At 52.2% G+C, this 23631-nt stretch carries 19 protein-coding genes and 1 pseudogene; 14 read left to right on the top strand and 6 right to left on the bottom strand.

Translation table 11 applies throughout. The features are described from left to right. Both HV302_RS06015 and HV302_RS06010 read right to left on the bottom strand, forming a co-directional pair. Window positions 1-558 carry a polysaccharide biosynthesis/export family protein gene (locus HV302_RS06015; RefSeq protein WP_016154118.1) on the bottom strand — a complete coding sequence of 186 codons (558 nt, stop codon included), beginning with the start codon at window positions 556-558 and terminating at the stop codon, window positions 1-3. A 1-nt stretch (window position 559) separates the two neighbouring features. Further along, a complete protein-coding gene (locus HV302_RS06010; RefSeq protein WP_046274862.1) occupies window positions 560-1846 on the bottom strand; it encodes an outer membrane beta-barrel protein in 1287 nt (428 codons plus the stop codon). A 59-nt stretch (window positions 1847-1905) separates the two neighbouring features. On the opposite strand from HV302_RS06010, the gene HV302_RS06005 reads away from it, so the two are divergent. Then, a protein-coding gene (locus HV302_RS06005) for an IS1 family transposase (protein ID WP_223429336.1) occupies window positions 1906-2603 on the top strand; the annotation gives its coding sequence in 2 pieces (ribosomal slippage) (window positions 1906-2155 and window positions 2155-2603; 699 coding nt in all). Window positions 2604-2618: 15 nt separating this feature from the next. On the opposite strand, the pseudogene HV302_RS06000 reads toward HV302_RS06005, so the two are convergent. After that, window positions 2619-3898 (bottom strand): annotated as a pseudogene (locus tag HV302_RS06000) (exopolysaccharide biosynthesis polyprenyl glycosylphosphotransferase); the annotation flags it as partial. A gap of 1048 nt (window positions 3899-4946) precedes the next feature. Between HV302_RS06000 and HV302_RS05995 the strand changes: the two are divergent. Genes HV302_RS05995 through HV302_RS05980 form a run of 4 tightly spaced genes read left to right on the top strand, consistent with a single transcriptional unit; the run spans window position 4947 to window position 9904 of the window. Then, window positions 4947-5519 carry a fimbrial protein gene (locus HV302_RS05995; protein ID WP_181627443.1) on the top strand — a complete coding sequence of 191 codons (573 nt, stop codon included), beginning with the start codon at window positions 4947-4949 and terminating at the stop codon, window positions 5517-5519. 54 nt (window positions 5520-5573) lie between these two features. Beyond that, complete coding sequence (locus HV302_RS05990; RefSeq protein ID WP_181627042.1) at window positions 5574-6245, top strand: fimbrial biogenesis chaperone; 672 nt, start codon at window positions 5574-5576, stop codon at window positions 6243-6245. A 13-nt stretch (window positions 6246-6258) separates the two neighbouring features. Then, on the top strand, window positions 6259-8811 hold the full coding sequence (locus tag HV302_RS05985; RefSeq protein WP_181627041.1) for a fimbria/pilus outer membrane usher protein: 2553 nt from the start codon (window positions 6259-6261) through the stop codon (window positions 8809-8811). Between the two features lie 10 nt (window positions 8812-8821). After that, the gene (locus tag HV302_RS05980; RefSeq protein ID WP_181627040.1) at window positions 8822-9904 is read left to right on the top strand and encodes a fimbrial protein; all 1083 of its coding nucleotides are present in this window, start codon (window positions 8822-8824) and stop codon (window positions 9902-9904) included. Here HV302_RS05980 and HV302_RS05975 read toward each other — a convergent pair. Beyond that, window positions 9897-11348 carry a sensor histidine kinase gene (locus tag HV302_RS05975; protein ID WP_181627039.1) on the bottom strand — a complete coding sequence of 484 codons (1452 nt, stop codon included), beginning with the start codon at window positions 11346-11348 and terminating at the stop codon, window positions 9897-9899. The two genes, HV302_RS05980 and HV302_RS05975, sit on opposite strands and share 8 nt — an antisense overlap. Then, window positions 11335-12009 carry a transcriptional regulator TctD gene (gene tctD, locus HV302_RS05970; protein ID WP_016157281.1) on the bottom strand — a complete coding sequence of 225 codons (675 nt, stop codon included), beginning with the start codon at window positions 12007-12009 and terminating at the stop codon, window positions 11335-11337. Before tctD ends, HV302_RS05975 begins: the two co-directional genes overlap by 14 nt. A gap of 153 nt (window positions 12010-12162) precedes the next feature. Here tctD and HV302_RS05965 point away from each other — a divergent pair, with 153 nt between their 5' ends. Genes HV302_RS05965 through HV302_RS05955 form a run of 3 tightly spaced genes read left to right on the top strand, consistent with a single transcriptional unit; the run spans window position 12163 to window position 15114 of the window. After that, window positions 12163-13140 carry a Bug family tripartite tricarboxylate transporter substrate binding protein gene (locus HV302_RS05965; protein WP_181627038.1) on the top strand — a complete coding sequence of 326 codons (978 nt, stop codon included), beginning with the start codon at window positions 12163-12165 and terminating at the stop codon, window positions 13138-13140. A gap of 14 nt (window positions 13141-13154) precedes the next feature. After that, entirely contained in the window at window positions 13155-13589 is a 435-nt protein-coding gene (locus HV302_RS05960) for a tripartite tricarboxylate transporter TctB family protein (RefSeq protein WP_087050849.1), read from the top strand. A 10-nt stretch (window positions 13590-13599) separates the two neighbouring features. Next, window positions 13600-15114 carry a tripartite tricarboxylate transporter permease gene (locus HV302_RS05955; protein ID WP_016154129.1) on the top strand — a complete coding sequence of 505 codons (1515 nt, stop codon included), beginning with the start codon at window positions 13600-13602 and terminating at the stop codon, window positions 15112-15114. A 43-nt stretch (window positions 15115-15157) separates the two neighbouring features. On the opposite strand, the gene HV302_RS05950 is transcribed toward HV302_RS05955, so the two are convergent. After that, on the bottom strand, window positions 15158-16048 hold the full coding sequence (locus tag HV302_RS05950) for a LysR family transcriptional regulator (protein ID WP_046274856.1): 891 nt from the start codon (window positions 16046-16048) through the stop codon (window positions 15158-15160). A gap of 98 nt (window positions 16049-16146) precedes the next feature. Here HV302_RS05950 and HV302_RS05945 point away from each other — a divergent pair, with 98 nt between their 5' ends. The 6 genes from HV302_RS05945 to gabP all read left to right on the top strand — a co-directional run bounded on the left by HV302_RS05945 (window position 16147) and on the right by gabP (window position 23610). Then, entirely contained in the window at window positions 16147-16749 is a 603-nt protein-coding gene (locus HV302_RS05945; protein ID WP_181627037.1) for a short chain dehydrogenase, read from the top strand. Between the two features lie 260 nt (window positions 16750-17009). Continuing rightward, the gene (glaH, locus tag HV302_RS05940; protein ID WP_016154132.1) at window positions 17010-17987 is read left to right on the top strand and encodes a glutarate dioxygenase GlaH; all 978 of its coding nucleotides are present in this window, start codon (window positions 17010-17012) and stop codon (window positions 17985-17987) included. Between the two features lie 19 nt (window positions 17988-18006). Continuing rightward, a complete protein-coding gene (lhgO, locus tag HV302_RS05935; RefSeq protein ID WP_181627036.1) occupies window positions 18007-19275 on the top strand; it encodes an L-2-hydroxyglutarate oxidase in 1269 nt (422 codons plus the stop codon). Between the two features lie 23 nt (window positions 19276-19298). After that, complete coding sequence (gabD, locus tag HV302_RS05930; protein ID WP_016154134.1) at window positions 19299-20747, top strand: NADP-dependent succinate-semialdehyde dehydrogenase; 1449 nt, start codon at window positions 19299-19301, stop codon at window positions 20745-20747. 25 nt (window positions 20748-20772) lie between these two features. After that, window positions 20773-22056, top strand: a complete 1284-nt coding sequence (gabT, locus tag HV302_RS05925; protein WP_181627035.1) for a 4-aminobutyrate--2-oxoglutarate transaminase — start codon at window positions 20773-20775, stop codon at window positions 22054-22056. A gap of 153 nt (window positions 22057-22209) precedes the next feature. Further along, window positions 22210-23610 carry a GABA permease gene (gene gabP / locus HV302_RS05920; protein ID WP_181627034.1) on the top strand — a complete coding sequence of 467 codons (1401 nt, stop codon included), beginning with the start codon at window positions 22210-22212 and terminating at the stop codon, window positions 23608-23610. The last annotated feature ends 21 nt before the right edge of the window (window positions 23611-23631 follow it).

The following is a 23631-nucleotide window of genomic DNA, read 5'->3' as shown; positions in this document are numbered from 1 at the left end:
TCAGAAGAACCCCATGCCAATAATCACGACATCCCCAGGATGAACAGAGTGCGTTAAATCAACATTCTCAAGCAGCTGATTGCTACCTGACAGGCGAATGTTGATATCTTGACGGTCAGCACGATCTGTAAATCCCCCCGCCTGCGCAATAGATTTCTCGACGGTAAGTCCTGGCTCATAAGCGAATCCATTCGGACTTTTCACCTCGCCAGAAACATAGTATTTACGGAACTCGGCAATACTCACCGTCACCATCGGAGTAGTAAAATAATCTCCAGTCAGGCGTTGAGTTAATTCGTTAGTCACCTGCTCAACAGTTTTATCTTTTAATATAAGAGCACCAACAAACGGGAAATTAATCTCCCCACTCTTATCCAAAATAAACCGCATCGTCATATCGGGTTGACCATGAACAGCGATATTGACAGTATCCCCTGCCCCAAGTCGGTAATCCTGCTGAACAGTAGCAGGATCGTCCATTAATCTCGGGCTGGACGTTGTGCATCCGACCATCAGGATACTGAATAGCAAAACCGCGCACAGTTCTATTATTTTCATTTTAGATCTGAACCTTAGCTTTAAGCATAATCATAGAATTATCATAACCCAACGTTCTGATGACTTCCTGATTGTCGTTGGGACCGATATAAAACGAATCAGTATCCTTATTCGAATTCAACGTATCTATTTGATATTTAATCTCAAAATTGACCGACGGCGTGTAGTCATAGCTCATGGTTACGCTAAATACCCCATCTTTATCATGCCGATCTTTATTCTGTTTTTTATAGTCTTCTGAAGTATATGAGTAATCCAGCAAGGTAGAAAAACGGTTACCTAACCAGAAGTGCTGGTAAGAAAGACCATACTGGGTGACTAAAATATATCCCCCAACTTCCGATGGGTCTTTAATGCTTTGCGCTGAGTGCACCGTGAAAACAGACTGCTGTAACGGCTTCCACTCCCCTTTTATATCCCAGTTTAGACCATTAAAATCATGCGAGTTTGCGTTGTTTTCAAATGTCTTGTACAACCATGAAATATTCATGTCGACATTGGTTTTTCCCGTCAACTGCGACTTCAGGCCATACAGCAAATAATACTCATTAGTGTCTTTTTCTGAGTTGTTATCATAGTGACGCTGGTTAGTAATAAAGCTATAGCGAAAACGCGTTCTGGATGTGTATTGGTCAAAAATTTCTGCCACCAGGCTATTTTCGTGCCATTCCTGTTCCTGAATGTAATTGTAGAAATCTTCACTACTCTCCTGGGCGTCAGACGTATTGCCGAACGTCAGTTTTTTGTATAACAACGCCAGTTCCGCTTTCCCGCGCCCATCCGGCGCGCCATAGCTATAGCGCAATTCACTGTTAATAAAATTCGTCGTCAGCGGAGATTTAATCCCATACTGCTCGAATTGGCCCGGTAGAAAACCCTCAGTGATCCCTCGACCGCGCGATTCGTGCCCAAGCGTATCCTCCAGATTGAGTGTTAAGCCGTGCTTGAGCCCATAGCGCCAGGCACCGTTAAAACGGAAAAAATGATCGTTATAGTTATCAGCGGAATCGCTTGAGTAGTTACGATAATCACCGGAGTACATCAGTAAATACTTATCCTGACCGCGCTCTCCGATCATACTCAAAACGGGCGCTGCGCTCTGAAACGAGGAACCGATAGCATCTCTGCTATGTGGCTGATAAGACACGTTATCATTATAACCATAGTCCACAGCGACCTTGCCCTGGAAGTCGATCCCCGCAAAGCCAATGTGTGATTTCGGTGTTAAATCAGCCCATACGGGCTGCGATATCACGATTCCGGTAATCACGAGTAATTTAGTATGCATTCTTGGTGATGCTGCCAACTTACTGATTTAGTGTATGATGGTGTTTTTGAGGTGCTCCAGTGGCTTCTGTTTCTATCAGCTGTCCCTCCTGTTCAGCTACTGACGGGGTGGTGCGTAACGGCAAAAGCACTGCCGGACATCAGCGCTATCTCTGCTCTCACTGCCGTAAAACATGGCAACTGCAGTTCACTTACACCGCTTCTCAACCCGGTACGCACCAGAAAATCATTGATATGGCCATGAATGGCGTTGGATGCCGGGCAACCGCCCGCATTATGGGCGTTGGCCTCAACACGATTTTACGTCACTTAAAAAACTCAGGCCGCAGTCGGTAACCTCGCGCATACAGCCGGGCAGTGACGTCATCGTCTGCGCGGAAATGGACGAACAGTGGGGCTACGTCGGTGCTAAATCACGTCAGCGCTGGCTGTTTTACGCGTATGACAGGATACGGAGGACGGTTGTGGCGCACGTCTTCGGTGAACGCACTCTGGCCACACTGGAGCGTCTTCTGAGCCTGCTGTCGGCCTTTGAGGTCGTGGTATGGATGACGGATGGCTGGCCGCTGTATGAATCCCGCCTGAAGGGAAAGCTGCACGTAATCAGCAAGCGTTACACTCAGCGCATTGAGCGACATAACCTGAATCTGAGACAACATCTGGCAAGGCTGGGACGGAAGTCACTGTCGTTCTCAAAATCGGTGGAGCTGCATGACAAGGTCATCGGGCATTATCTGAACATAAAACACTATCAGTAAGTTGGAGTCATTACCTGCATTCTTACCGATAAATCCTTTAAAAATAGTTTTAATAATAATTTTTATATCCAACCATAAAGACCAGTTTTGAATGTACTCAATATCGTACTGAACCCTTTTTTCCATCTTATAAAGCGCATCGATTTCCCCGCGGAAACCGTTGATCTGCGCAAGCCCGGTGATCCCAGGCTTAACTTTATGGCGGATCATGTAATTTTCGACCTGTTTACGGTACTGCTCATTATGCGTAACCGCATGAGGTCTGGGACCGACAATCGACATACTTCCCTGCAATACATTGATAAATTGCGGCAGTTCATCCAGTGAGGTGCGGCGTAAGAAACTACCAAACTTGGTTACTCGCGGATCGTTTTTAGTAGCCTGAATAACCGTATCGGCGTTCTCCATAACGCGCATCGAGCGAAACTTCCAGACCTTAATTTTTTGCCCGCTAAGACCATACCGGTCTTGTTTGAAAAAGACTGGCCCGCGGGAAGTGAGTTTGATTCCAATGGCAATGGCCAACATCAGCGAAGAAATCATCACCATAATGATGCTACCAAGCACCAAATCTTCCGCCCGCTTGATAAACGAACCCGCCCCTTCAAACGGCGAATGCGTTGTAAAGCTACCATCGGTAATGCGATGTAGATTTCGTCTATATTTCCCTGCCGGGCTTCCTCAACCAGATTGATCACCGGCCCACGAAAGGGGCTTTTTACCTTATCGACGATATCGCCACAGCGGGATAAGGCGCGCTCATCATAAAAAGCCAGATCTAATGTGATATTAGCGTATTCATCCATTAACGCGTTTTCTGCCGCCAGACCATTGTCGGTCAGACCAATAATCGCCACGCGCATACTCTTTTTCGTTGAATATTTAAAAATGAAAAAGCGAATGTAATAAAGAAAAGGTAATGGGATGAAGTACCAGTAAATAATCGCTGAATAAAAGGGGGAAGGCAGTTTGTCTAAGTAGCCGAGAGACTCAGGTTCAGCCACCGTCATGCTGACCAGTTCGTTCAGAAAAATCGCCAGTAGCGTACAAAAAACCAACCGTTTTTGATTACGTAAACCGATCGTCTTAATCTTTTGTTGATACATTTTAATGTATTCAGCAAACAGTAAGAAAAAGACTGAGAAGAGAATACTCAGAATGGCAATGGTGTTAAATGGCGCCAGACCTAACAGATGGGCGCTAAAAATTAACGTCGCATTGATTACAATGAAATCGACCAGCTTTAAAAAGACTGGATATCCCTGGCTGCTAATCTTTAGCGATTTTTTAAGCATATCTCAGCCCATTATTTATTGATCTTTAATTGTTTTTTTCTCATTTATGTTGCTAATTATATCACAAGTCTTAAAAACGCAATGGCACACTGTCAGTAAATGTAAAAAACAATGTAATACAATGTGATGGGTTTCGCACCATACAAATGCAACCCAATGATTTAGATGATTATTTATTGGTAATATTTTTTAATTTCATCCTTAAAAAACATTATTAATTGCAACATAAACGTCATTGACAGTTCACAATTCATAAGCTACCACGGGTAGAATCACATGATGAGCGCCTGACAACGGGTTAACCTTACAAAAAGCAATACTTTGTCCAAACCTCGTTGCGCTATGGTCAGTGATGAGAGTCCTGGAGAGCGACAAGAAGAAATCAATAAGTCTATTTATAATACCCACCATAAAAATAACTTAGTAACACATTTACAAAGCAATGATTAGCAACCTTATTATAAATAAGGTATTTTACGAAGAGTCTGCGATTGCTTTCATTTTCACGCTCAAATTTCAAAAAAAAACGAATAGTAAAAAAAATTTAGTTTAAATAATTGTAGCAAATCCGAGGAGATGAAGCGGCAAGCATGACTTCAACTAAAACGATAGCCAATCATTGAGAAAATGCGTGTTACATATTACTAATGTCAACATTCTGCATGAACACACCTTTAACATCAGAATTTTCAGCGCTTACCAACATATCGATTTAAAATAAAGAGAAGAGAATAAATGACAGCATTAAAATTTTGTTAAAAGCAGCGTAAATCGCCCCAACGAATTATTGATAACAATGTATACACTTTTGTTAAGATATATATAAAAACACCTTCCAAAGCCATTCAATGATGCCAAAAAATTTTGTTTACTTATTTTTCGCAAATAAATAATATCCGCGCCGGATTACTTGTTGAGCAATTTACGCACGTTAATCATTTCTTTCAAATGAAGTCCTACATCATTTTTTGACGTTGATGAACTCCAGCTGAATCTGTGCCTCTGACAAGTACTTTTCTGGGTAAATAATAAATTTAACGGAGTTATGATGATGAAAACTGCACTTACCAGCAGTGTACTGGTCGCTTTGTTTGCCGCTAATGCTGGCGCAGCAGCGAATTACGTTACCACTGCCGCAACAGGTTCTAAAGCCACCGCGACGGTCCATTTTACCGGTGAAATTGTTGCCAGTACCTGCGTGGTGAGCACAACAAACCAGCCAGGTAAAACAGTGGCATTGCCACAAGTTACCAACCAGCTATTTAGCGGCGCGGGCTCTAGCACCGGTGATACTCCGTTTACGTTGCAATTTAGCGGCTGTAGTGGGGTAACTGGAGGAAGCGGCTATGTGGTGGTCTTTACTGGTAAAACCCCTGGCAGTAACACAGCACTTCTGGAAGCGAAACGTGGCTCGGCTTCTGCCACCGATGTTGGCATCGAAGTGGATCAAGCGGGTCATGCCCTCGATTTCGCTTCCGGTAGTAATGAGGTGAGCTTAAAAGCAGATCAAAATGGCGATGCAAAAATCGATCTGGTCGCCAAATATCAGCAAATTGGCGCAACGCTGCCTGCGGCTGGCACGATCACTGCGGATATGAATTACACCGTCATTTATAAATAACGGACGTTGATTGCTATGGATGGCACTCTTCCCTGAACCTGGAAAGTGCACCTGATGAATAAAATATTCTTTTACCTGTTGCTGTGTGTGGTTAGCACCGCTCACAGCGCAATTAATTTGGGTCAAACACGCGTTATTTATAATGAGAACGATAAAGCGGCGATGTTTGACGTCAATAATAATACAGACAAGCCATATATGGTACAGACGTGGCTGGATAATGGTAATCCGGATGAGACGCCAGCCAATCTGCCAATGTTAATTACGCCTCCGATCCTGAAACTTGACGGCCATAAATCAGCCGTGTTGCGAGCTATTTATCAGGGCAACGGCTTTCCTGAGGATGTTGAATCTGTAGTGTGGATTAATGTGCAGGAAATCCCCACCATCGAGAATGAAGAAAATACCTTACAGCTGGCGCAGCGTATTCGCATCAAACTATTTTATCGCCCTGGTGGGCTGAATATGACGCTACCTGAAGCCGTTGAGAAATTACAGTGGCAGTGCCACGGTCATACTCTGCGGGCAGTCAATGCGACGCCGTTACATATCTCCCTGACGCAATTACATATTAACGGCCAAAACATTGATGCCGACATGATTAATCCGCATGGCGAACGCACGTTTGCGTTGTCACAGCAAAAAGTCAGCCATATCGGTTTTAGCTGGGTAGATGATTACGGCGGCACTAACGCGGTTAATAACGTCTCGGTATTTTGCAATTAAGTTAGGGTTGCACATGATGAAAAAAAATAAGCAGCCGCAACGGTACACCCTCTTTACGCTGTCAACGCTGGCCGTGTGCATACCTGCATACGCCAGCAGCACGCCGCAGTTTAATACCCGTTTTGTACATGGTACGCAAAATATTACCTCCGTAGTGCAAATAGCCCGTAATGACGGACTTAGCGAAGGCACGTTTGAATACGATATATATCTTGACCATAGCTTCGTCGAAACGCGCAATGTTGACTTTAAAAGACGTCAACCACAAGGCAAGCCGCAACCTTGCCTGAGCGCGGACGATCTGCGCAAATACGGGATTAAAATCCCGGAGGGTAACGCCGATACCTGCGTGGAGCTCACGGCTCTGATCGCAAACAGCCGCCTGACGGCAGATGCAAACTACCAGCGCATTGATATTTCAGTGCCGGAAGCGTTTCTGCTTTCGACTGCGCATGACGCCGTGCCTGAATCGGCCTATGACGATGGGATTAATGCCGCTTTTGTCGGCTACAACGCCAATACGACGCACCTGATTGAACAGGGTCAGGATCATGACTCTGTTTTTGCCAGTTTTGCCAACGGTATAAACCTGGCGGGATGGCATTTTCGCAACCAGTCTACTTTCAGCTATGCCAGCGGCTCAGGTCGTCAATGGCAAGCGGTTTCCACGTGGGTGGAACGTAATATTATTGCGCTGCGTAGCCGCTTGCGCTTCGGGCAAACATATACGGACGACGATGTATTTGACAGCATCCAGTTTACCGGGGCACAGCTCACCAGCGATGAAAACATGTTGCCTGATAGCCAACGCGATTTTGCGCCAGTCGTTCGCGGCGTCGCCAATAGCAATGCCACAATCGAAATCCGTCAAAATGGCTATCTGATTTACAGTAAAAACGTCGCGCCAGGCGCGTTTGACATCGACGATATTAACCCCAGCAACCAAAGCGGCGACCTGAACGTCAGCGTTATTGAAGCCGATGGCAGTCGGCGTAATTTCAGTGTGCCTTATTCGGCGGTCCCGAACATGCTGCGTGCAGGTAACAACCGCTTTCAGTTTACGGCAGGGGAATACCGCGACGGTTACAGCGGCGGCTGGCGGCCCCGCTTTGTTCAAGGCACATTGAGTTATGGTCTCAGCTTTGGCTCCACGTTGTACGGTGGTTTCCTGACCGCAGAAAGCTATAATGCGATTGCCACCGGGATCGCGCAGGATCTGCACCAGTTCGGCGCGATCTCTTTCGATATCACTACCGCCAGAGCGCAGCTTGCCAGTGGAGATACGTCCACAGGACAAAGTTACCGTTTCTTATACTCCAAATCGCTGAACCAGTACGGTACGGATTTCCGTCTGGTAGGCTACCGCTACAATACCTCCGGTTATTACAGCTTTAGCGACACCATTAACGAGCATAACAGTTGGTCCTCGGGCTATTACGACATCGCCTATGACGACCCGAATCAACAGCTGCGTTTTCCTGGCGAAGAGCACAACAAAAAGCATTACTACACCACTAACTACAATAATCGCCGCCAACGTTTTGAGGTCTCTGTTAACCAGCGTTTGTGGGATAACGCCTCTCTTTACGTCAGCGCCAGCCAGCAAAACTACTGGCACAACGGGAGTCACGACCGCACGATACAGCTGGGTTACAACGATACACTGGGGAAAATCAACTGGAGCGTTTATGTACAGGATACCCGTAACCAGTACGACTACCAGGACCGCAGTATCAACCTGACGCTTTCCATTCCATTCGATTTCATGGATAGCCGCGGCTTTGTCTCCACCAACATCATGCATAGCCAGCAGAATGGCGACAGCTACTCCACCAGCTACAGCAATACAGCATTTGACGATCGTCTGAGCTGGGGCGTTCAGGGCAGTACCACCGATCGACAGGATTCCTCTGCCGGGGTTAACGCCGCCTGGCAAGGTGACAAGATGAATGTTCAGGGGGGCTACAGCGCAGGACGCAACTACCAGAATATGAATATGGGCATCAGCGGCGGGGCAATGCTGCACGCAGGCGGCGTGACGCTCATGCACTCTCCTGGCGATACCATGGTGTTGGTCGAGGCCAAAAATGCCGACGGTGTCCATATCCAGCAACAAAATGGCGTGGCAATTGACGGTAACGGCTATGCGGTCCTTACCGCCGCAGACGCATGGCATTACAACGTGGTGAGTCTGAATACCGCTGATATTGGTGCCGGGCTGGATATTCCGCAGGCACAGAAAAAAATTGTTCCAACAGAGAAAGCCATCGGCAAAGTGGTGTTTGAAACCTTCAGCGGCCGCAACTATCTGGTCAATGCCGTCATGCCCGGCAACATTGCCCCCCCGGTCGGCGCGAACGTACGAGATACCAAAGGTCGTAGCCACGGTCTGGTCGGTATGCATGGCGCACTGTATGCCAGCGGCGTGGAAGACAATTCTCGCCTGGAAGTGCGCTGGGGCTCCCATGCAAATGAACACTGCTTTATTCAAATGCCGGATAACCATAACCAGCCGGTGAAGAAAATCGGATATACACAAATTACCGCCCAGTGCGTCGGCTCGTAAGGTGCAATCAATGAATCCGTTAAAAATAGTTAAACTTGTGGTGCTACTTTGTTTGCCGATATTCAGTAGTGCAAGCTATGCGGTTACCTGTACAGCAAACAGCGTCTCCGTACACGTTGATCCCATTAAAATCAGCCACAGTACCACCGCTGGGGACACCGTTTGGGTGTCCAATCCACAAACCGTTAGCGTCACTTGCCGCGACACAGACTATATGCCCCACGGCGAAGCCGCCAGAATCTACATCGACCCTGATCATGAGTTTGCGCATTTTCTGCAGGGAACCAATATGAAACTGGTGGTGAGCATTGATGGTCGCCCCTACGATCAAAGCGCCCAGGCCGTCACCACCCAATATCAGGCAACGTTGCCCCGAGCAGGTTCAGACAACTACTGCAGGAGTAATAACCACAGCCATACCAGTGACTGCCAGGCGCGCCCACAAACATTTTCTTTCACCTTTAACCTCAGTCTGGTCGCTACCGGAAAACTCCCGGATCCTTTGCCTGCGCTGGCCGGTCGCACCATCAACAAAGTTTTCGTCGTCGACGGTATTGGCAGCATTAACGCCTGCGGTTCGCATTGCTCCACCAGCAATCCGGCAAAAAACTTTGGCCCCGCGCTTAATGGCCTGAATAACATCAGTTATATCAACTGCGAACCGATCGTCTCTATCAGCTCTGACAAAGGAAGCGATACCGTCGAGTTTGGCAGGATCAGCATTACCGAAGCAAAAGTGGGAAAAGATAACAGCCACAGTAAACAGTTTGCCGTTATTGCCGCAGAAGCCGCCGGGAAGCATGAATATCGCGGCATCAACTACGCGGTAACCTTTACCGGCACCACAAGCAACAGCGGCGCAGTTTTTACCGGTCAGGGGACGCCAGATATCGGCGTTACGCTCCAGGATGCTGCACACCCCGGCTCCGGGGACATTATCAGCGGCAACCGTATCGATTTTGCCAGCAGCGCGTTTACCAACCAGAGCGACAGCCGACGCAAAGAGTTCATGGCAACCCTGTTCTGGCTGAAAAATCCTCCCCAACCCGGCACATTTAGTATCCCTGTCAATGCGACGGTGACCTTTAAATAACAGGCGCAGGACGATGCTGATCGTCCTGAGCGTCTCGCACCAGGCATAAAAACCGCAGTCGTATGCTTAACCCGCCTAATGTTTCACTCCGTGATAGCTGAGGGTGCGTGCGGTGCAGACGAGCAATGTCGTTGACCAGCGCCAGGCCTATCCCGGCGCCAGGGACATTACCAACGTTATCAAGGCGATGAAACGGTAGCAGCGCCTGGTGCACCATCTGCTCATCGATGCCCGGCCCGCTATCTTCAACCACCAGCACCACCGCCTCTCCTTTTCGCAGCAGACGGGCGGTTACCACACCATGCGGCGGCGTGTATTTCAGTGCGTTATCCAGCAGATTCCCGCACAGTTCGCCAAGCAGGACTTCATCGCCCTCAATCCACACCGCATCCTGTTCCCCTTCATAGCCCAGATCGATCCCTTTACTGCGCGCCTGCGCCAGTCGCGTGAAACAACTGCTTTGCACCACCTCATACAAATTAACCGGCGAGAAGTGCCTTTCTCCTTGCTCTTTGCGCTTCACAGCCGACAGCTGTAACAGCCTTTCCGTCAGTTGAATGGTGTTGTCCAGCGTGGAGCTCATGGCTTGCAGACTCTCATACCATTGCTGCGGCTGCTGGCTGGCGAGGGCCACCGACGCCTGAGTTTTTAGCACCGCCAGCGGCGTTTTAAGCTGATGGGAAGCATCCGCGCTGAAGCGCTCCTGGCGAGAGATCAGGCCGCGAAGTCGGTCCAGATAACGGTTGAATGCCACAATCAACAGACGGGTTTCCGACCACGGCAGTAGCTCCGGCAGCGGCGTCAACAGCCCAGGCTCGCGACGCACCATCAGCGATGACAGCTGGCGCATCGGGCGTAACACCCGACGCAGCAGCCAGCCGACCAGCACCAGCGTGAGCAGCACCAGCAGCCCTTGCGAAACCCACGAGGAAAACAGCAACTGTCGCGCCAGGTAACGTCGCGATTGCAGCGTTTCGGCGACATAAATCTCGGCCATGCCGATAATGCCGCCCTCGTTGACGGGCTGCAGCAGACGCGCCACGCGAATTGCCTCCCCGCGATATTCAGTGTGATAAAACCACGCCAGCGCCGGATAAAGCCGCGTACGCGATGTCGCAGGCGGCATCGCAGGTAAATCGTCATAACCTGAGATAACCTTCCCCGCCGGATCGACCACCTTGTAATACAACCTGTCGTTCATATTCAGCTCAAAGCTGTCCAGCACCACCCACGGCACATTCACTTCCAGCTGTTTGTTGTGCACCACCAGTCGCTCGGAGACGGTTCTGGCAGACGAGAGCAGCGTCCGGTCATACGCCTGCGTCGCCGCCTGTAGCGCGCTGACATAGCTGTTAAATGCCGACAACCCCCACAACAACATGAGCGGCAAACCCAGAAACATCAGCAGTTGCAGGTACAACGATTGGGGTTTAACCCACTTCATCGCTACGCTCCAGCACATAGCCCAGTCCGCGCAGCGTGGCGATGCGCACATCGCTTCCCTGTAGCTTTTTACGCAGACGATGGATGTAGAGCTCAATGCTTTCGGGGCTGACCTCATCGTTTAGACTGAAGACCTGTTCAAACAACTGCTGACGCGAAACCGGTCGCAATCGACGGTACATCAGCACCGTCAGCAATGCCTGTTCGCGCGGCGTGAGCGCCAGCGGCTGTCCCTGCAACAGAAAATAGCCCTCATCGTGAAACGCCAGTTCGCCCAGTTGCTGTATGCCCTGCACCTGCCCCGCGCTGCGGCGTAGCAAAGCCCTCAGCCGGGCATCCAGCTCCTCGATTTCAAACGGTTTTGCCAGATAATCATCGGCCCCGACGTTCAATCCTTTCACCCGATCGGCCACCGCGCTGCGCGCCGTCAACAGCAGCACAGGAAGCGTCTGCCCGCGTTTGCGCAGGCGCTGAACGACGTCAAGACCATCCAGTCCCGGCATATTGATATCCAGCACCGCCAGCGCGTACGTTTCGCTATGTAAAAGATGGTCGGCCGCCAGGCCATCAAAAACGCAGTCGACGGCAAAACCGTTTTGCACCAGCGCTTTCTCCAGCCAGTGAGCTAACTCACGGTTATCTTCCGCTAATAAGAGACGCATATCACATCCTGTAAAGTTTCTGCCGCATTGAAAGGGAATTGAAAGGTTAATGTTTTAACAATCATGCAACCGAACTGCTACACATCGGCTCACATAATCACAAAAATCTTCTTCCGTACCCGAAAATCCGGTTTTCCGGCGTGAGGATAAACAATGAAAAAACAGTTACTTCGTACCCTTACTGCAAGCATTTTACTGATGAGTACCTCTGTTCTGGCGGAACAAGCGCCATCGCGCACAGAATGTATCGCCCCTGCTAAACCTGGCGGTGGTTTCGATCTCACCTGTAAGTTGATTCAAGTGAGCATGATGGAAACCGGCGCTATCGAAAAACCGATGCGCGTTACCTACATGCCCGGTGGCGTCGGCGCCGTGGCCTATAACGCGATCGTCGCGCAACGTCCGGCTGAAGCGGGTACCGTAGTGGCATTCTCCGGCGGCTCGCTGCTGAACCTGTCACAAGGGAAGTTTGGTCGCTACGGCGTTGATGATGTCCGCTGGCTGGCAAGTGTGGGCACTGACTACGGCATGATTGCCGTACGCCAGGACTCACCATGGAAAACGCTGAAAGATCTGCTGACGGCTATGGAGAAAGATCCTAACAGCGTGGTCATTGGCGCAGGCGCCTCTATCGGTAGTCAGGACTGGATGAAGTCGGCGCTGCTGGCGCAAAAAGCCAACGTCGATCCACATAAGATGCGCTATGTGGCCTTTGAGGGCGGCGGCGAACCGGTCACCGCGCTGATGGGGAATCACGTACAGGTGGTTTCCGGCGATCTCAGCGAGATGGTGCCTTATCTTAGCGGCGACAAAATCCGCGTGCTCGCCGTGTTCTCTGATCAACGTCTGCCAGGCCAGTTAGCTAACGTGCCAACCGCCAAAGAGCAGGGTTATGACCTCGTGTGGCCCATCATTCGTGGCTTCTACGTTGGACCAAAAGTCAGCGACGCCGAGTATCAGTGGTGGGTTGATACCTTTAACAAACTCCAGCAGACCGATGAGTTTAAAAAGCAGCGCGATCTGCGCGGCCTGTTTGAATTCAACATGAGCGGTAAGCAGCTCGACGAATACGTGAAAAAGCAGGTCACGGATTACCGTGAGCAGGCGAAAGCCTTCGGTCTGGCGAAATAAGCGCAGAGGCAAAGATGATGAGCGATCGTATTTTTGCAGGTATCTGGCTGTTGCTCTGCATAGCCGGGCTGTTCGTGGCCTGGCAAATCACCAGCGAATACAGCTATGAGCCGGTTGGGCCGCGTCCCTTTCCGCTTGGCATTATCAGCCTGATGCTGGTATGCGCCGTGGCGCTGCTGTTGCGCCATCCCGACACCATCAGTTGGCCCCGCCGCCACGTGCTGCAAAAGCTGCTGACAATGGTGATTGTTCTGTTGATGTACGCCTGGGGTTTCGAATGGCTCGGTTTTCCCATCGCCACCGCCATTCTCACCGTGGTAATTGGCATGCTGTTCGGCGCAACCATTCCGGCTGCGGGGATTTCCGGCGCGGTACTCGGCATTCTGCTGTGGTATGCCTTTGACCGACTGCTTGACGTCACCTTACCACTCGGCGCCTGGCTGGGTTAACGGAGAAACGATGGATACCTGGATTTATCTTTCTCAGGGTTTCGCGGTGGCCATGACGCCGGAAAACCTGGTCATCGCCCTGATTGGCTGTTTTGTCGGTACCATTGTCGGGCTGTTGCCTGGTCTTGGACCCATTAACGGCGTGGCGATCCTCCTGCCTCTGGCCTTCGCTTTGCATCTGCCTGCAGAATCTGCGCTGATCCTGCTGGCTACGGTCTACATAGGTTGTGAATACGGCGGACGTATCTCCTCCATCCTGCTGAATGTTCCCGGCGATGCGGCGGCGATTATGACCGCGCTGGATGGCTACCCGATGGCGCAGCAAGGCCGCGGCGGCGTTGCGCTCTCTATCTCGGCGGTCAGCTCTTTCATTGGTTCGCTTATCGCTATCGGCGGCATCATTCTGTTTGCCCCGGCGTTAGCCCAATGGTCGCTGGCCTTCGGTCCGGCGGAATACTTTGCCTTAATGGTTTTCGCCATTGCCTGCCTTGGCAGCATGATGGCGCAAAACCCGCTGAAATCATTTCTGGCAGCGCTTATCGGTCTCGGCCTTGCGACCGTCGGCGTAGACGCCAATACCGGGGTTTATCGCTTTACCTTTGACAGCGTTCATCTCTCCGACGGTGTGCAGTTTATCGTGGTAGTGATTGGACTGTTCTCAGTCTCTGAAATACTGTTAATGCTGGAACATACCAGCAGTGGCCAGACGCTGGTGCGTAAAACGGGCCGCATGTTATTTAACGCCAAAGAAGGTGCGCAGTGCGTTGGCGCAACCCTGCGTTCATCGGTGATTGGCTTTTTCGTCGGCGTCCTGCCCGGCGCGGGCGCAACCATTGCCAGCGCTATCACCTATATGACCGAGAAAAAGCTCAGCGGCAATAGCGACAGCTTCGGCAAAGGGGATATACGCGGCGTGGCGGCCCCCGAAGCCGCCAACAACGCCTCGGCCTGTGGCTCCTTTATCCCGATGCTGACGCTCGGCGTACCGGGCTCCGGCACCACAGCGGTGATGATGGGCGCGCTGACGCTGTACAATATCACCCCGGGTCCGGCCATGTTCACCGAACAGCCGGACATCGTCTGGGGGCTGATTGCGGCGCTGCTGATTGCTAACGTGATGCTGCTGGTGATGAACATCCCGTTGATCGGCCTGTTTACCCGTATGCTGACCATCCCCTTGTGGTTTTTGGTACCGGCTATCGCGGCAGTCTCCGCGGTGGGCGTGTATGCCGTCCACAGCACCACTTTCGATCTGGTGCTGATGGTTGCCCTCGGCGTGCTGGGCTACATATTGCGCAAAATGCACTTCCCGATGTCGCCGTTGATTTTAGGCTTCGTTCTCGGGGAAATGCTGGAGCAGAACCTCCGTCGGGCGCTGTCTATCAGTAACGGTAATATGGATATTCTGTGGGCCAGCGGCGTGGCGAAAGTGCTGCTGGTGATGGCGGTACTGGTTATCGTCGTCCCGCCAGTGCTACGCCTGATTCGTAAACGTAACAGCAAACCACAGGTGGATATCAGCTAATAATATGCCGGATAGCGGCGCTGACGCGTCTTATCCGGCATTTTCATCTTAATTCCTGAACGGCACTGAGTACGTGCTCAACAAACCGCGTCAGCTTGGGCAGCGGACGCAAATCTTGTCGCCACAGTAGATGAATCGGCCGCGGCTGCGGCGTAAACTTTTCCAGTATCCGAATCAGTTTCCCGGTAGCCAGCTCTTGCGCCAGCAGCACCTCCGGTTGCAATAACAGTCCGGCCCCCGCTACCGCCGCCATACGCAGGCCATGACCATCGTTACAGCGCAGGATCGCATCGCGCTTCCATCTGACTTCGCCCGTCACGCCAGGCAGTATCCATTCGTTGCGAGCCGTCCACACGGTATGGGACAGGCACAGATGATCCACCAGATCCGCAGGCGTAAGGGGCGTGCCATGACGGGCAAGATAATCCTTTGATGCACAGATCGCCATACGGTAAGGGCACAGGTATTTCGCCACCACATCAGTCTGATGGATATCGCCAATACGGATCGCCAGGTCGACGCCTTCATTCACCAGATCAACCATCCGGTTGGTCAGATCCAGCTCAATGCGCACGTCTGGCCAGGCCTGTAAAAACGCAGCGGCCAGCGGCGAGATAACGCAAGCGCCAAAAGAAGTAGGCGCGCTAATGCGCAGCGTCCCCGCAGGGGCCAGCCGCAGACGCTCTACCGAACGCTCGGCTATCGACACCTGCTCCAGCACGCGGCGGGCTTCTTCAAAATAGACACGCCCGGCATCGGTCAGGCTCTGGCGGCGAGTATTGCGCTCCAGCAGACGCGTGCCGAGCTGTGCTTCCAGTTGGGTGATATATTTTCCCACCATCACCGCAGACATCTCGAGTCTTGTTGCCGCGGAGGTAAAGCTGCCGCTCTCCACCACGGCGATAAACGTTTCCATGCCGCGCAGCTTATCCATATTACAAACCTCTGGTTAGTAATCATCTAACTTATAGCCAGTTTATCCGATTTCATTTTCATTAAAGAATAGTGGCTCACACTATTCTGGAGGTGGTTATGAAAATCGTCATTATTGGTGCCAGCGGTACAGTGGGGCGCGCAGTTACAGAAACGTTAAGCCGTAAACATGAGGTGATCCGCGTAGGTCGCACGCGGGGAGATTACCAGGTCGATATCACCTCGCAGGAGAGTGTCGGGGCATTGTTTGAAAAAGTCGGTCGGATAGATGCGATCGTTTCCGCCACCGGCAACCTGTTCTTTGGCCCGCTGTCGACAATGACCGACGAGGACTTTAATCAGGGATTACAGGATAAGCTGTTAGGCCAGATACGTCTGGCATTAACCGGGCAACATTTCCTCAATGATGGCGGCTCGATTACGCTGATTAGCGGCATTATCGCCCATGAACCCATCGCACAAGGGGCGAATGCGGCAACGATCAATGCCGGACTGGAAGGATTTGTGCGCGCTGCTGCCTGTGAGCTAGGTCGTGGTCAGCGCATAAACCTGATAAGCCCAACCGTACTCAGTGAATCCGCCGAAGCATACGATGGTTTCTTCCCAGGCTTTGAAAGCGTCCCCGCCGCTACCGTTGCCAATGCCTATCGCCGCAGCGTGGAAGGCATCCAAACCGGGCGCATTTATAAAGTCGGTTACTGACTTTGCTGCTGCCGTTGAGTTACCCTCAGCGGCAGAATAATTAACTCTTTGTTTTAAAATAACATTACCTGTCATTCCTTCTCATCCTCGCACTTAACCTCACTTTTTATAATGTTAAATAATTGTTGTTTTTGATCACAAATAATAAACAAACAAGCCCATTCTGTGCGCGTTTTTCAAAAATGTAGATATTTTTAATTTATGGCTACGAAACGATCTGCGCCATATCTCCCTGACAATCTACTGAGAGGAACGATTTGATGAACGCACTGACTGCCGTAAAACCGAACGCTGATGATCCAGCCCAGCACTACAGCGGTTTCACGTTGAAACCATCAGCCCAGTCCCCACGCCTGCTGGAGCTGACTTTTTCCGCTGAAACCACTGAGCAATTTCTGAAAGCCGTAGCGCAGTGGCCGGTGCAGGCACTGGAATACAAATCCTTCCTGCGCTTCAAAGTGGGCAAGATCCTCGACGACCTGTGCGGTAATCAGTTGCAGCCTTTGCTGCTGAAAACGTTGCTCGATCGTGCCGAAGGCGCACTGCTGATCAACGCTGTTGGCGTAGATGATGTGGCACAGGCTGAAGAGATGGTCAAGCTGGCGACGGCGGTAGCGCATCTTATCGGGCGCTCCAATTTTGATGCGATGAGCGGTCAATACTATGCCCGTTTTGTGGTGAAAAACGTTGATAACTCAGACAGCTATCTGCGCCAGCCGCACCGTGTAATGGAGCTGCATAACGACGGAACCTACCTCGAAGAAATCACCGACTATGTGCTGATGATGAAGATTGACGAGCAGAACATGACCGGCGGTAACTCGCTGCTGCTGCACCTCGACGACTGGGAACATCTGGATCAGTACTTTACCCACCCGCTGGCGCGTCGCGCCATGCGCTTTGCCGCACCGCCAAGCAAAAACGTCAGCCAGGAAGTGTTCCATCCGGTGTTTGACGTTGACCAGCAGGGCCGCCCGGTGATGCGCTACATCGACCAGTTCGTCCAGCCAAAAGATTATGAAGAAGGCGTCTGGCTGAGCGATTTGTCCGATGCGTTGGAAACCAGCAAGGCCATTATTTCCGTTCCGGTTTCAGTCGGTAAATTCCTGCTAATCAACAACCTGTTCTGGTTGCACGGTCGCGATCGCTTCACCTCGCATCCTGACCTGCGCCGCGAACTGATGCGCCAGCGTGGTTATTTCGCTTACGCGACAAACCACTACCAGACCCATCAGTAAGCGCGAAGGAATAAAGCGGATGTATGATTTTGTGATTATTGGCGGCGGCATTATCGGCATGTCGACCGCCATGCAGCTGATTGATGTCTATCCGGACGCCAGAATCGCGCTGCTGGAAAAAGAGTCCGGCCCGGCCTGTCATCAGACGGGCCACAACAGCGGCGTAATTCATGCCGGGGTCTATTACACCCCCGGCAGCCTGAAGGCGCAGTTTTGCCTGGCCGGAAATCGCGCCACAAAAGCCTTTTGCGACCAAAACGGCATCCGCTACGACGTCTGCGGAAAAATGCTGGTTGCCACCTCCGAACTGGAAATGGAGCGCATGCGCGCGCTGTGGGATCGCACCGCCGCTAACGGCCTTGACCGCGAATGGCTGAATGCGCAGGAGCTTCGCGAGCGTGAACCCAACATCACCGGGCTGGGCGGTATTTTTGTTCCGTCGAGCGGGATCGTCAGCTACCGCGAAGTCACCGCCGCGATGGCGAAGATATTTCAGGCCAAAGGCGGTGAGATTATCTACAACGCTGAGGTCAGCGCGCTAAAAGAGCACGCTGCGGGCGTTGTCGTACATACCCGTCAGGGTCAGGAATTTGAGGGAGCGACGCTGATTAGCTGCTCTGGCCTGATGGCGGACCGACTAGTGAAAATGCTCGGCGTTGAACCCGGCTTTATCATCTGTCCGTTCCGTGGCGAATATTTCCGTCTGGCGTCAGAACATAACCAGATAGTCAACCATCTGATCTACCCCATCCCCGACCCGGCGATGCCGTTTCTCGGCGTTCATCTGACCCGGATGATTGACGGCAGCGTCACCGTGGGCCCCAACGCGGTACTGGCATTTAAACGTGAAGGCTACCGTAAACGCGACTTCTCGCTCAGCGATACGCTGGAGATCCTCAGCTCTTCCGGCATTCGTCGCGTGCTGCAAAACAACCTGCGCTCAGGACTTGGCGAAATGAAGAATTCGCTGTGCAAAAGCGGTTATCTGCGGCTGGTACAAAAGTACTGCCCGAGTCTGACGCTCAAGGATCTGCAGCCCTGGCCTGCAGGCGTGCGGGCACAGGCTGTATCACCGGACGGCAAGCTAATCGACGATTTCCTGTTTGTCACCACGCCACGCTCAATTCACACCTGTAACGCGCCTTCTCCGGCAGCAACGTCGGCGATCCCTATCGGCGCGCATATTGTCAGCAAAGTTCATGCGCTGCTGGAGAACCAGAGTAATCCCGGACGCACGCTGCGTGCGGCACGTAGCGTGGAAACATTACACGCCGCATTCACCCGTTAAAACGATTTAGACAGGACGCAATTATGCAACTTAACGATCCAACCTTATTTCGCCAGCAAGCACTGATCGATGGCAACTGGCGTGACGCCAACAGCGGCGAGACCATCGCGGTGACCAACCCCGCCAACGGTCAGCAATTAGGTAGCGTACCGAAAATGGGGGCGGATGAAACCCGCGAAGCGATTAACGCCGCTAACCGCGCTCTGCCCGCCTGGCGTGCGCTGACCGCCAAAGAGCGGGCCAACATCCTGCGCCGCTGGTTCAACCTGATGATTGAGCATCAGGACGATCTCGCCCGTCTGATGACCCTGGAACAGGGTAAACCGCTGGCAGAAGCCAAAGGTGAAATCACCTATGCCGCTTCTTTTATTGAGTGGTTTGCCGAAGAGGGCAAACGTATCTATGGCGATACGATCCCCGGCCACCAGGCCGACAAACGCCTAATCGTCATCAAACAGCCGATCGGCGTTACCGCCGCGATTACGCCGTGGAACTTCCCCGCGGCGATGATTACCCGCAAAGCCGGTCCGGCGCTGGCGGCTGGTTGCACAATGGTGCTTAAACCGGCCAGCCAGACCCCCTACTCCGCACTGGCGCTGGCAGAGCTTGCCAATCGCGCCGGGATCCCGGCAGGCGTTTTCAGCGTGGTGACCGGTTCAGCGAGCGCGGTCGGCAACGAGCTGACCGGCAACCCGCTGGTACGCAAGCTGTCATTTACCGGCTCAACCGAAATTGGTCGTCAGTTAATGCAGCAGTGCGCCAAAGACATCAAAAAAGTGTCGCTGGAGCTGGGCGGCAATGCGCCGTTTATCGTCTTTGACGATGCCGATCTTGATAAAGCCGTGGAAGGCGCACTGGCATCGAAGTTCCGTAACGCAGGCCAAACCTGTGTCTGCGCCAACCGCCTATACGTGCAGGACGGCGTGTATGACCGTTTTGCCGAAAAACTCCAGCAGGCAGTGAGCAAACTGCACCTCGGTGATGGTCTGCAACCTGACGTCACCACCGGGCCGCTGATCGACGAGAAAGCGGTAGCCAAAGTGCAGGAACACATCGCCGATGCTCTGGATAAAGGCGCGCGCATTATCGCGGGCGGCAAACCTCACGCACTCGGCGGCAACTTCTTCCAGCCCACCATTTTGGTGGATGTGCCTGACAACGCGAAGGTCGCCAAAGAAGAGACGTTCGGCCCGCTGGCTCCGCTGTTCCGGTTTAAGGACGAGGCTGACGTCATCGCTCAGGCCAATGACACCGAGTTTGGTCTGGCCGCCTATTTCTACGCCCGTGATTTGAGCCGCGTCTTTCGCGTTGGCGAAGCGCTGGAATACGGCATTGTCGGGATTAACACCGGCATTATCTCCAACGAAGTCGCCCCGTTTGGGGGAATCAAAGCCTCCGGTCTTGGCCGTGAAGGATCGAAATACGGCATCGAAGACTACTTAGAAATCAAATATATGTGCATCGGCCTTTAATAAAATAAATACTGGAGAACACCTGATGAGCACCAACAAAGAACTTATGCAACGTCGCAGCAACGCCGTTCCCCGTGGCGTAGGACAAATCCATCCTATTTTTGCCGAGCGTGCAGAAAACTGTCGAGTCTGGGACGTTGAAGGCCGTGAATTCCTCGATTTTGCTGGCGGTATTGCGGTGCTGAACACCGGCCACCTGCACCCGCAGATCGTCTCTGCGGTAGAAGCACAGTTGAAAAAGCTGTCCCATACCTGTTTCCAGGTGCTGGCCTATGAGCCGTACCTGGAGCTGTGCGAAATCATGAATAAGAAAGTGCCGGGCGATTTCGCCAAAAAAACCCTGCTGGTGACAACCGGCTCGGAAGCGGTGGAAAACGCGGTGAAAATCGCCCGCGCCGCCACCAAACGAACCGGCACTATCGCCTTCAGCGGCGCTTACCACGGTCGAACCCACTACACCCTGTCACTGACCGGGAAAGTAAACCCGTACTCTGCAGGAATGGGACTGATGCCGGGCCACGTGTACCGTGCGCTTTATCCTTGCCCGCTGCACGGCATCAGTGAAGACGATGCTATCGCCAGCATTCACCGTATCTTCAAAAATGATGCCGCTCCGGAAGATGTTGCCGCCATCGTGATTGAGCCCGTCCAGGGCGAAGGTGGTTTTTACGCCGCCTCTCCTGCTTTTATGCAACGTCTGCGCGCCATTTGTGACGAGCACGGCATCATGCTGATTGCCGATGAAGTACAGAGCGGCGCAGGCCGTACCGGTACGCTGTTCGCTATGGAGCAGATGGGCGTTGCGCCCGATCTCACCACCTTCGCCAAATCTATTGCCGGTGGCTTCCCGCTGGCGGGAGTGACCGGGCGCACCGAAGTCATGGACGCTATCCCACCGGGCGGTCTGGGCGGTACCTATGCCGGTAACCCGATTGCCTGCGCCGCCGCACTGGCGGTACTGAATATTTTCGAACAGGAAAATCTGCTGCAAAAAGCCAACGAGCTGGGTCAAACCCTGCGCGAAGGCCTGCTGGCTATCGCGGAAAGCCACCGCGAGATTGGCGATGTACGCGGGCTGGGAGCGATGATCGCAATCGAACTGTTTGAAGACGGCGATCACACGAAACCAGACGCCAAACTGACCGCGGAAATCGTCGCGCGTGCGCGCGATAAAGGGCTGATCCTGCTCTCCTGCGGACCTTACTACAACGTACTGCGCATTCTTGTCCCACTGACCATTGAAGATGCCCAAATCCGCCAGGGGCTGGACATTATCGCTCAGTGTTTTGCCGAAGCGAAGCAGGGTTAACACCGCATTCGACCAATAAAAAACGCAATCCACAGGCCGGATAAGGCGGAGCCGCCATCCGGCTGACAGGGTCAATAACAATAAATACGCGTGCCCCGGCGCGGGAATGACGGGGTGCTCTCCCAAGTGAAATACTTTCGAGAGGTTTAAAAGATGGGGCAAGTGTCACAATCACATGATTTAGGGGGCGGGCTGAAATCACGCCACGTCACCATGCTGTCTATTGCCGGGGTTATCGGCGCAAGTTTGTTTGTGGGTTCAAGCGTGGCGATTGCAGAAGCCGGTCCCGCAGTATTACTGGCCTATCTGTTCGCCGGATTGCTGGTGGTGATGATTATGCGCATGCTGGCCGAAATGGCCGTTGCCACCCCGGATACCGGTTCCTTTTCCACCTACGCCGATAAGGCCATCGGGCCGTGGGCGGGTTATACCATCGGCTGGCTGTACTGGTGGTTCTGGGTGTTGGTTATCCCGCTGGAAGCGAATATCGCCGCCATCATTCTGCACTCCTGGGTTCCAGGCATTCCTATCTGGCTGTTTTCTCTGGTTATCACGTTGGCATTAACCGGCAGTAATTTGCTGAGCGTCAAAAATTACGGTGAGTTCGAGTTCTGGCTGGCGCTGTGCAAAGTGATTGCCATTCTGGCGTTTATCACTCTCGGTGCGGTGGCGATTAGCGGTTTCTACCCCTATGCCGAGGTCAGCGGAGTTTCGCGCCTGTGGGATCAGGGCGGCTTCATGCCCAACGGCTTTGGCGCGGTGATCAGCGCGATGCTAATCACCATGTTCTCCTTTATGGGCGCAGAGATTGTTACCATCGCCGCCGCCGAGTCCGACACCCCGGATAAGCACATCGTCCGCGCCACCAACTCGGTTATCTGGCGTATCTCCATCTTCTATCTGTGCTCTATTTTCGTGGTCGTCGCGCTGATTCCGTGGAACATGCCGGGACTGAAAGAGGTGGGCTCTTACCGCTCGGTGCTGGAGTTACTGCATATCCCACACGCGAAGCTGATCATGGACTGTGTCATATTGCTGTCGGTAACCAGTTGTCTGAACTCCGCGCTGTATACGTCCTCGCGTATGCTTTACTCCCTGAGCCGTCGTGGCGATGCTCCCGCCTTTATGGGTAAAACGAACCGGAGTAAAACGCCTTATGTGGCGGTGTTGCTGTCTACGGGGGCCGCGTTCCTCACCGTGGTGGTCAACTATTACGCCCCGGCCAAGGTGTTCAAATTCCTGATCGACAGCTCTGGCGCCATCGCCCTGCTGGTTTATCTGGTTATTGCAATTTCCCAACTGCGGATGCGCAAAATCCTGCTGGCGCGAGGCGGTGAAATTAAACTGAAAATGTGGCTCTATCCGTGGCTTACCTGGCTGGTAATCGCCTTTATTATCTTTGTGCTGGTGGTGATGCTCTTTCGCCCGGCTCAACAACTGGAAGTTATCTCTACCGGGTTGTTAGCCATAGGTATTATTTGCACCGTGCCTATTATGTCACGCTGGAAAAAACTGCTATCGTGGCAAAAAGCAACGTTGCAAAATACGCATTAAACCTTTTCCCGGCGCAGGCCG

The organism is Citrobacter sp. RHBSTW-00859, from assembly GCF_013729795.1.
Lineage (GTDB): Bacteria > Pseudomonadota > Gammaproteobacteria > Enterobacterales > Enterobacteriaceae > Citrobacter > Citrobacter braakii.
Note: the sequence above shows the minus strand (reverse complement) of the source record. Positions and strands in the feature narration are given on the sequence as shown.

Excerpts from the sequence above, each read along its gene's own strand:
- HV302_RS05955 (WP_016154129.1), top strand. The coding sequence starts at position 13,600 with ATGGATACCTGGATTTATCTTTCTCAGGGTTTCGCGGTGGCCATGACG.
- gabT (WP_181627035.1), top strand. The coding sequence starts at position 20,773 with ATGAGCACCAACAAAGAACTTATGCAACGTCGCAGCAACGCCGTTCCC.
- HV302_RS05960 (WP_087050849.1), top strand. The coding sequence starts at position 13,155 with ATGATGAGCGATCGTATTTTTGCAGGTATCTGGCTGTTGCTCTGCATA.
- gabD (WP_016154134.1), top strand. The coding sequence starts at position 19,299 with ATGCAACTTAACGATCCAACCTTATTTCGCCAGCAAGCACTGATCGAT.
- HV302_RS05980 (WP_181627040.1), top strand. The coding sequence starts at position 8,822 with ATGAATCCGTTAAAAATAGTTAAACTTGTGGTGCTACTTTGTTTGCCG.
- HV302_RS05975 (WP_181627039.1), bottom strand. The coding sequence starts at position 11,348 with ATGAAGTGGGTTAAACCCCAATCGTTGTACCTGCAACTGCTGATGTTT.
- tctD (WP_016157281.1), bottom strand. The coding sequence starts at position 12,009 with ATGCGTCTCTTATTAGCGGAAGATAACCGTGAGTTAGCTCACTGGCTG.
- HV302_RS05965 (WP_181627038.1), top strand. The coding sequence starts at position 12,163 with ATGAAAAAACAGTTACTTCGTACCCTTACTGCAAGCATTTTACTGATG.
- HV302_RS05990 (WP_181627042.1), top strand. The coding sequence starts at position 5,574 with ATGAATAAAATATTCTTTTACCTGTTGCTGTGTGTGGTTAGCACCGCT.
- glaH (WP_016154132.1), top strand. The coding sequence starts at position 17,010 with ATGAACGCACTGACTGCCGTAAAACCGAACGCTGATGATCCAGCCCAG.
- HV302_RS05950 (WP_046274856.1), bottom strand. The coding sequence starts at position 16,048 with ATGGATAAGCTGCGCGGCATGGAAACGTTTATCGCCGTGGTGGAGAGC.
- HV302_RS06015 (WP_016154118.1), bottom strand. The coding sequence starts at position 558 with ATGAAAATAATAGAACTGTGCGCGGTTTTGCTATTCAGTATCCTGATG.
- lhgO (WP_181627036.1), top strand. The coding sequence starts at position 18,007 with ATGTATGATTTTGTGATTATTGGCGGCGGCATTATCGGCATGTCGACC.
- gabP (WP_181627034.1), top strand. The coding sequence starts at position 22,210 with ATGGGGCAAGTGTCACAATCACATGATTTAGGGGGCGGGCTGAAATCA.
- HV302_RS05945 (WP_181627037.1), top strand. The coding sequence starts at position 16,147 with ATGAAAATCGTCATTATTGGTGCCAGCGGTACAGTGGGGCGCGCAGTT.
- HV302_RS05995 (WP_181627443.1), top strand. The coding sequence starts at position 4,947 with ATGATGAAAACTGCACTTACCAGCAGTGTACTGGTCGCTTTGTTTGCC.
- HV302_RS06010 (WP_046274862.1), bottom strand. The coding sequence starts at position 1,846 with ATGCATACTAAATTACTCGTGATTACCGGAATCGTGATATCGCAGCCC.
- HV302_RS05985 (WP_181627041.1), top strand. The coding sequence starts at position 6,259 with ATGATGAAAAAAAATAAGCAGCCGCAACGGTACACCCTCTTTACGCTG.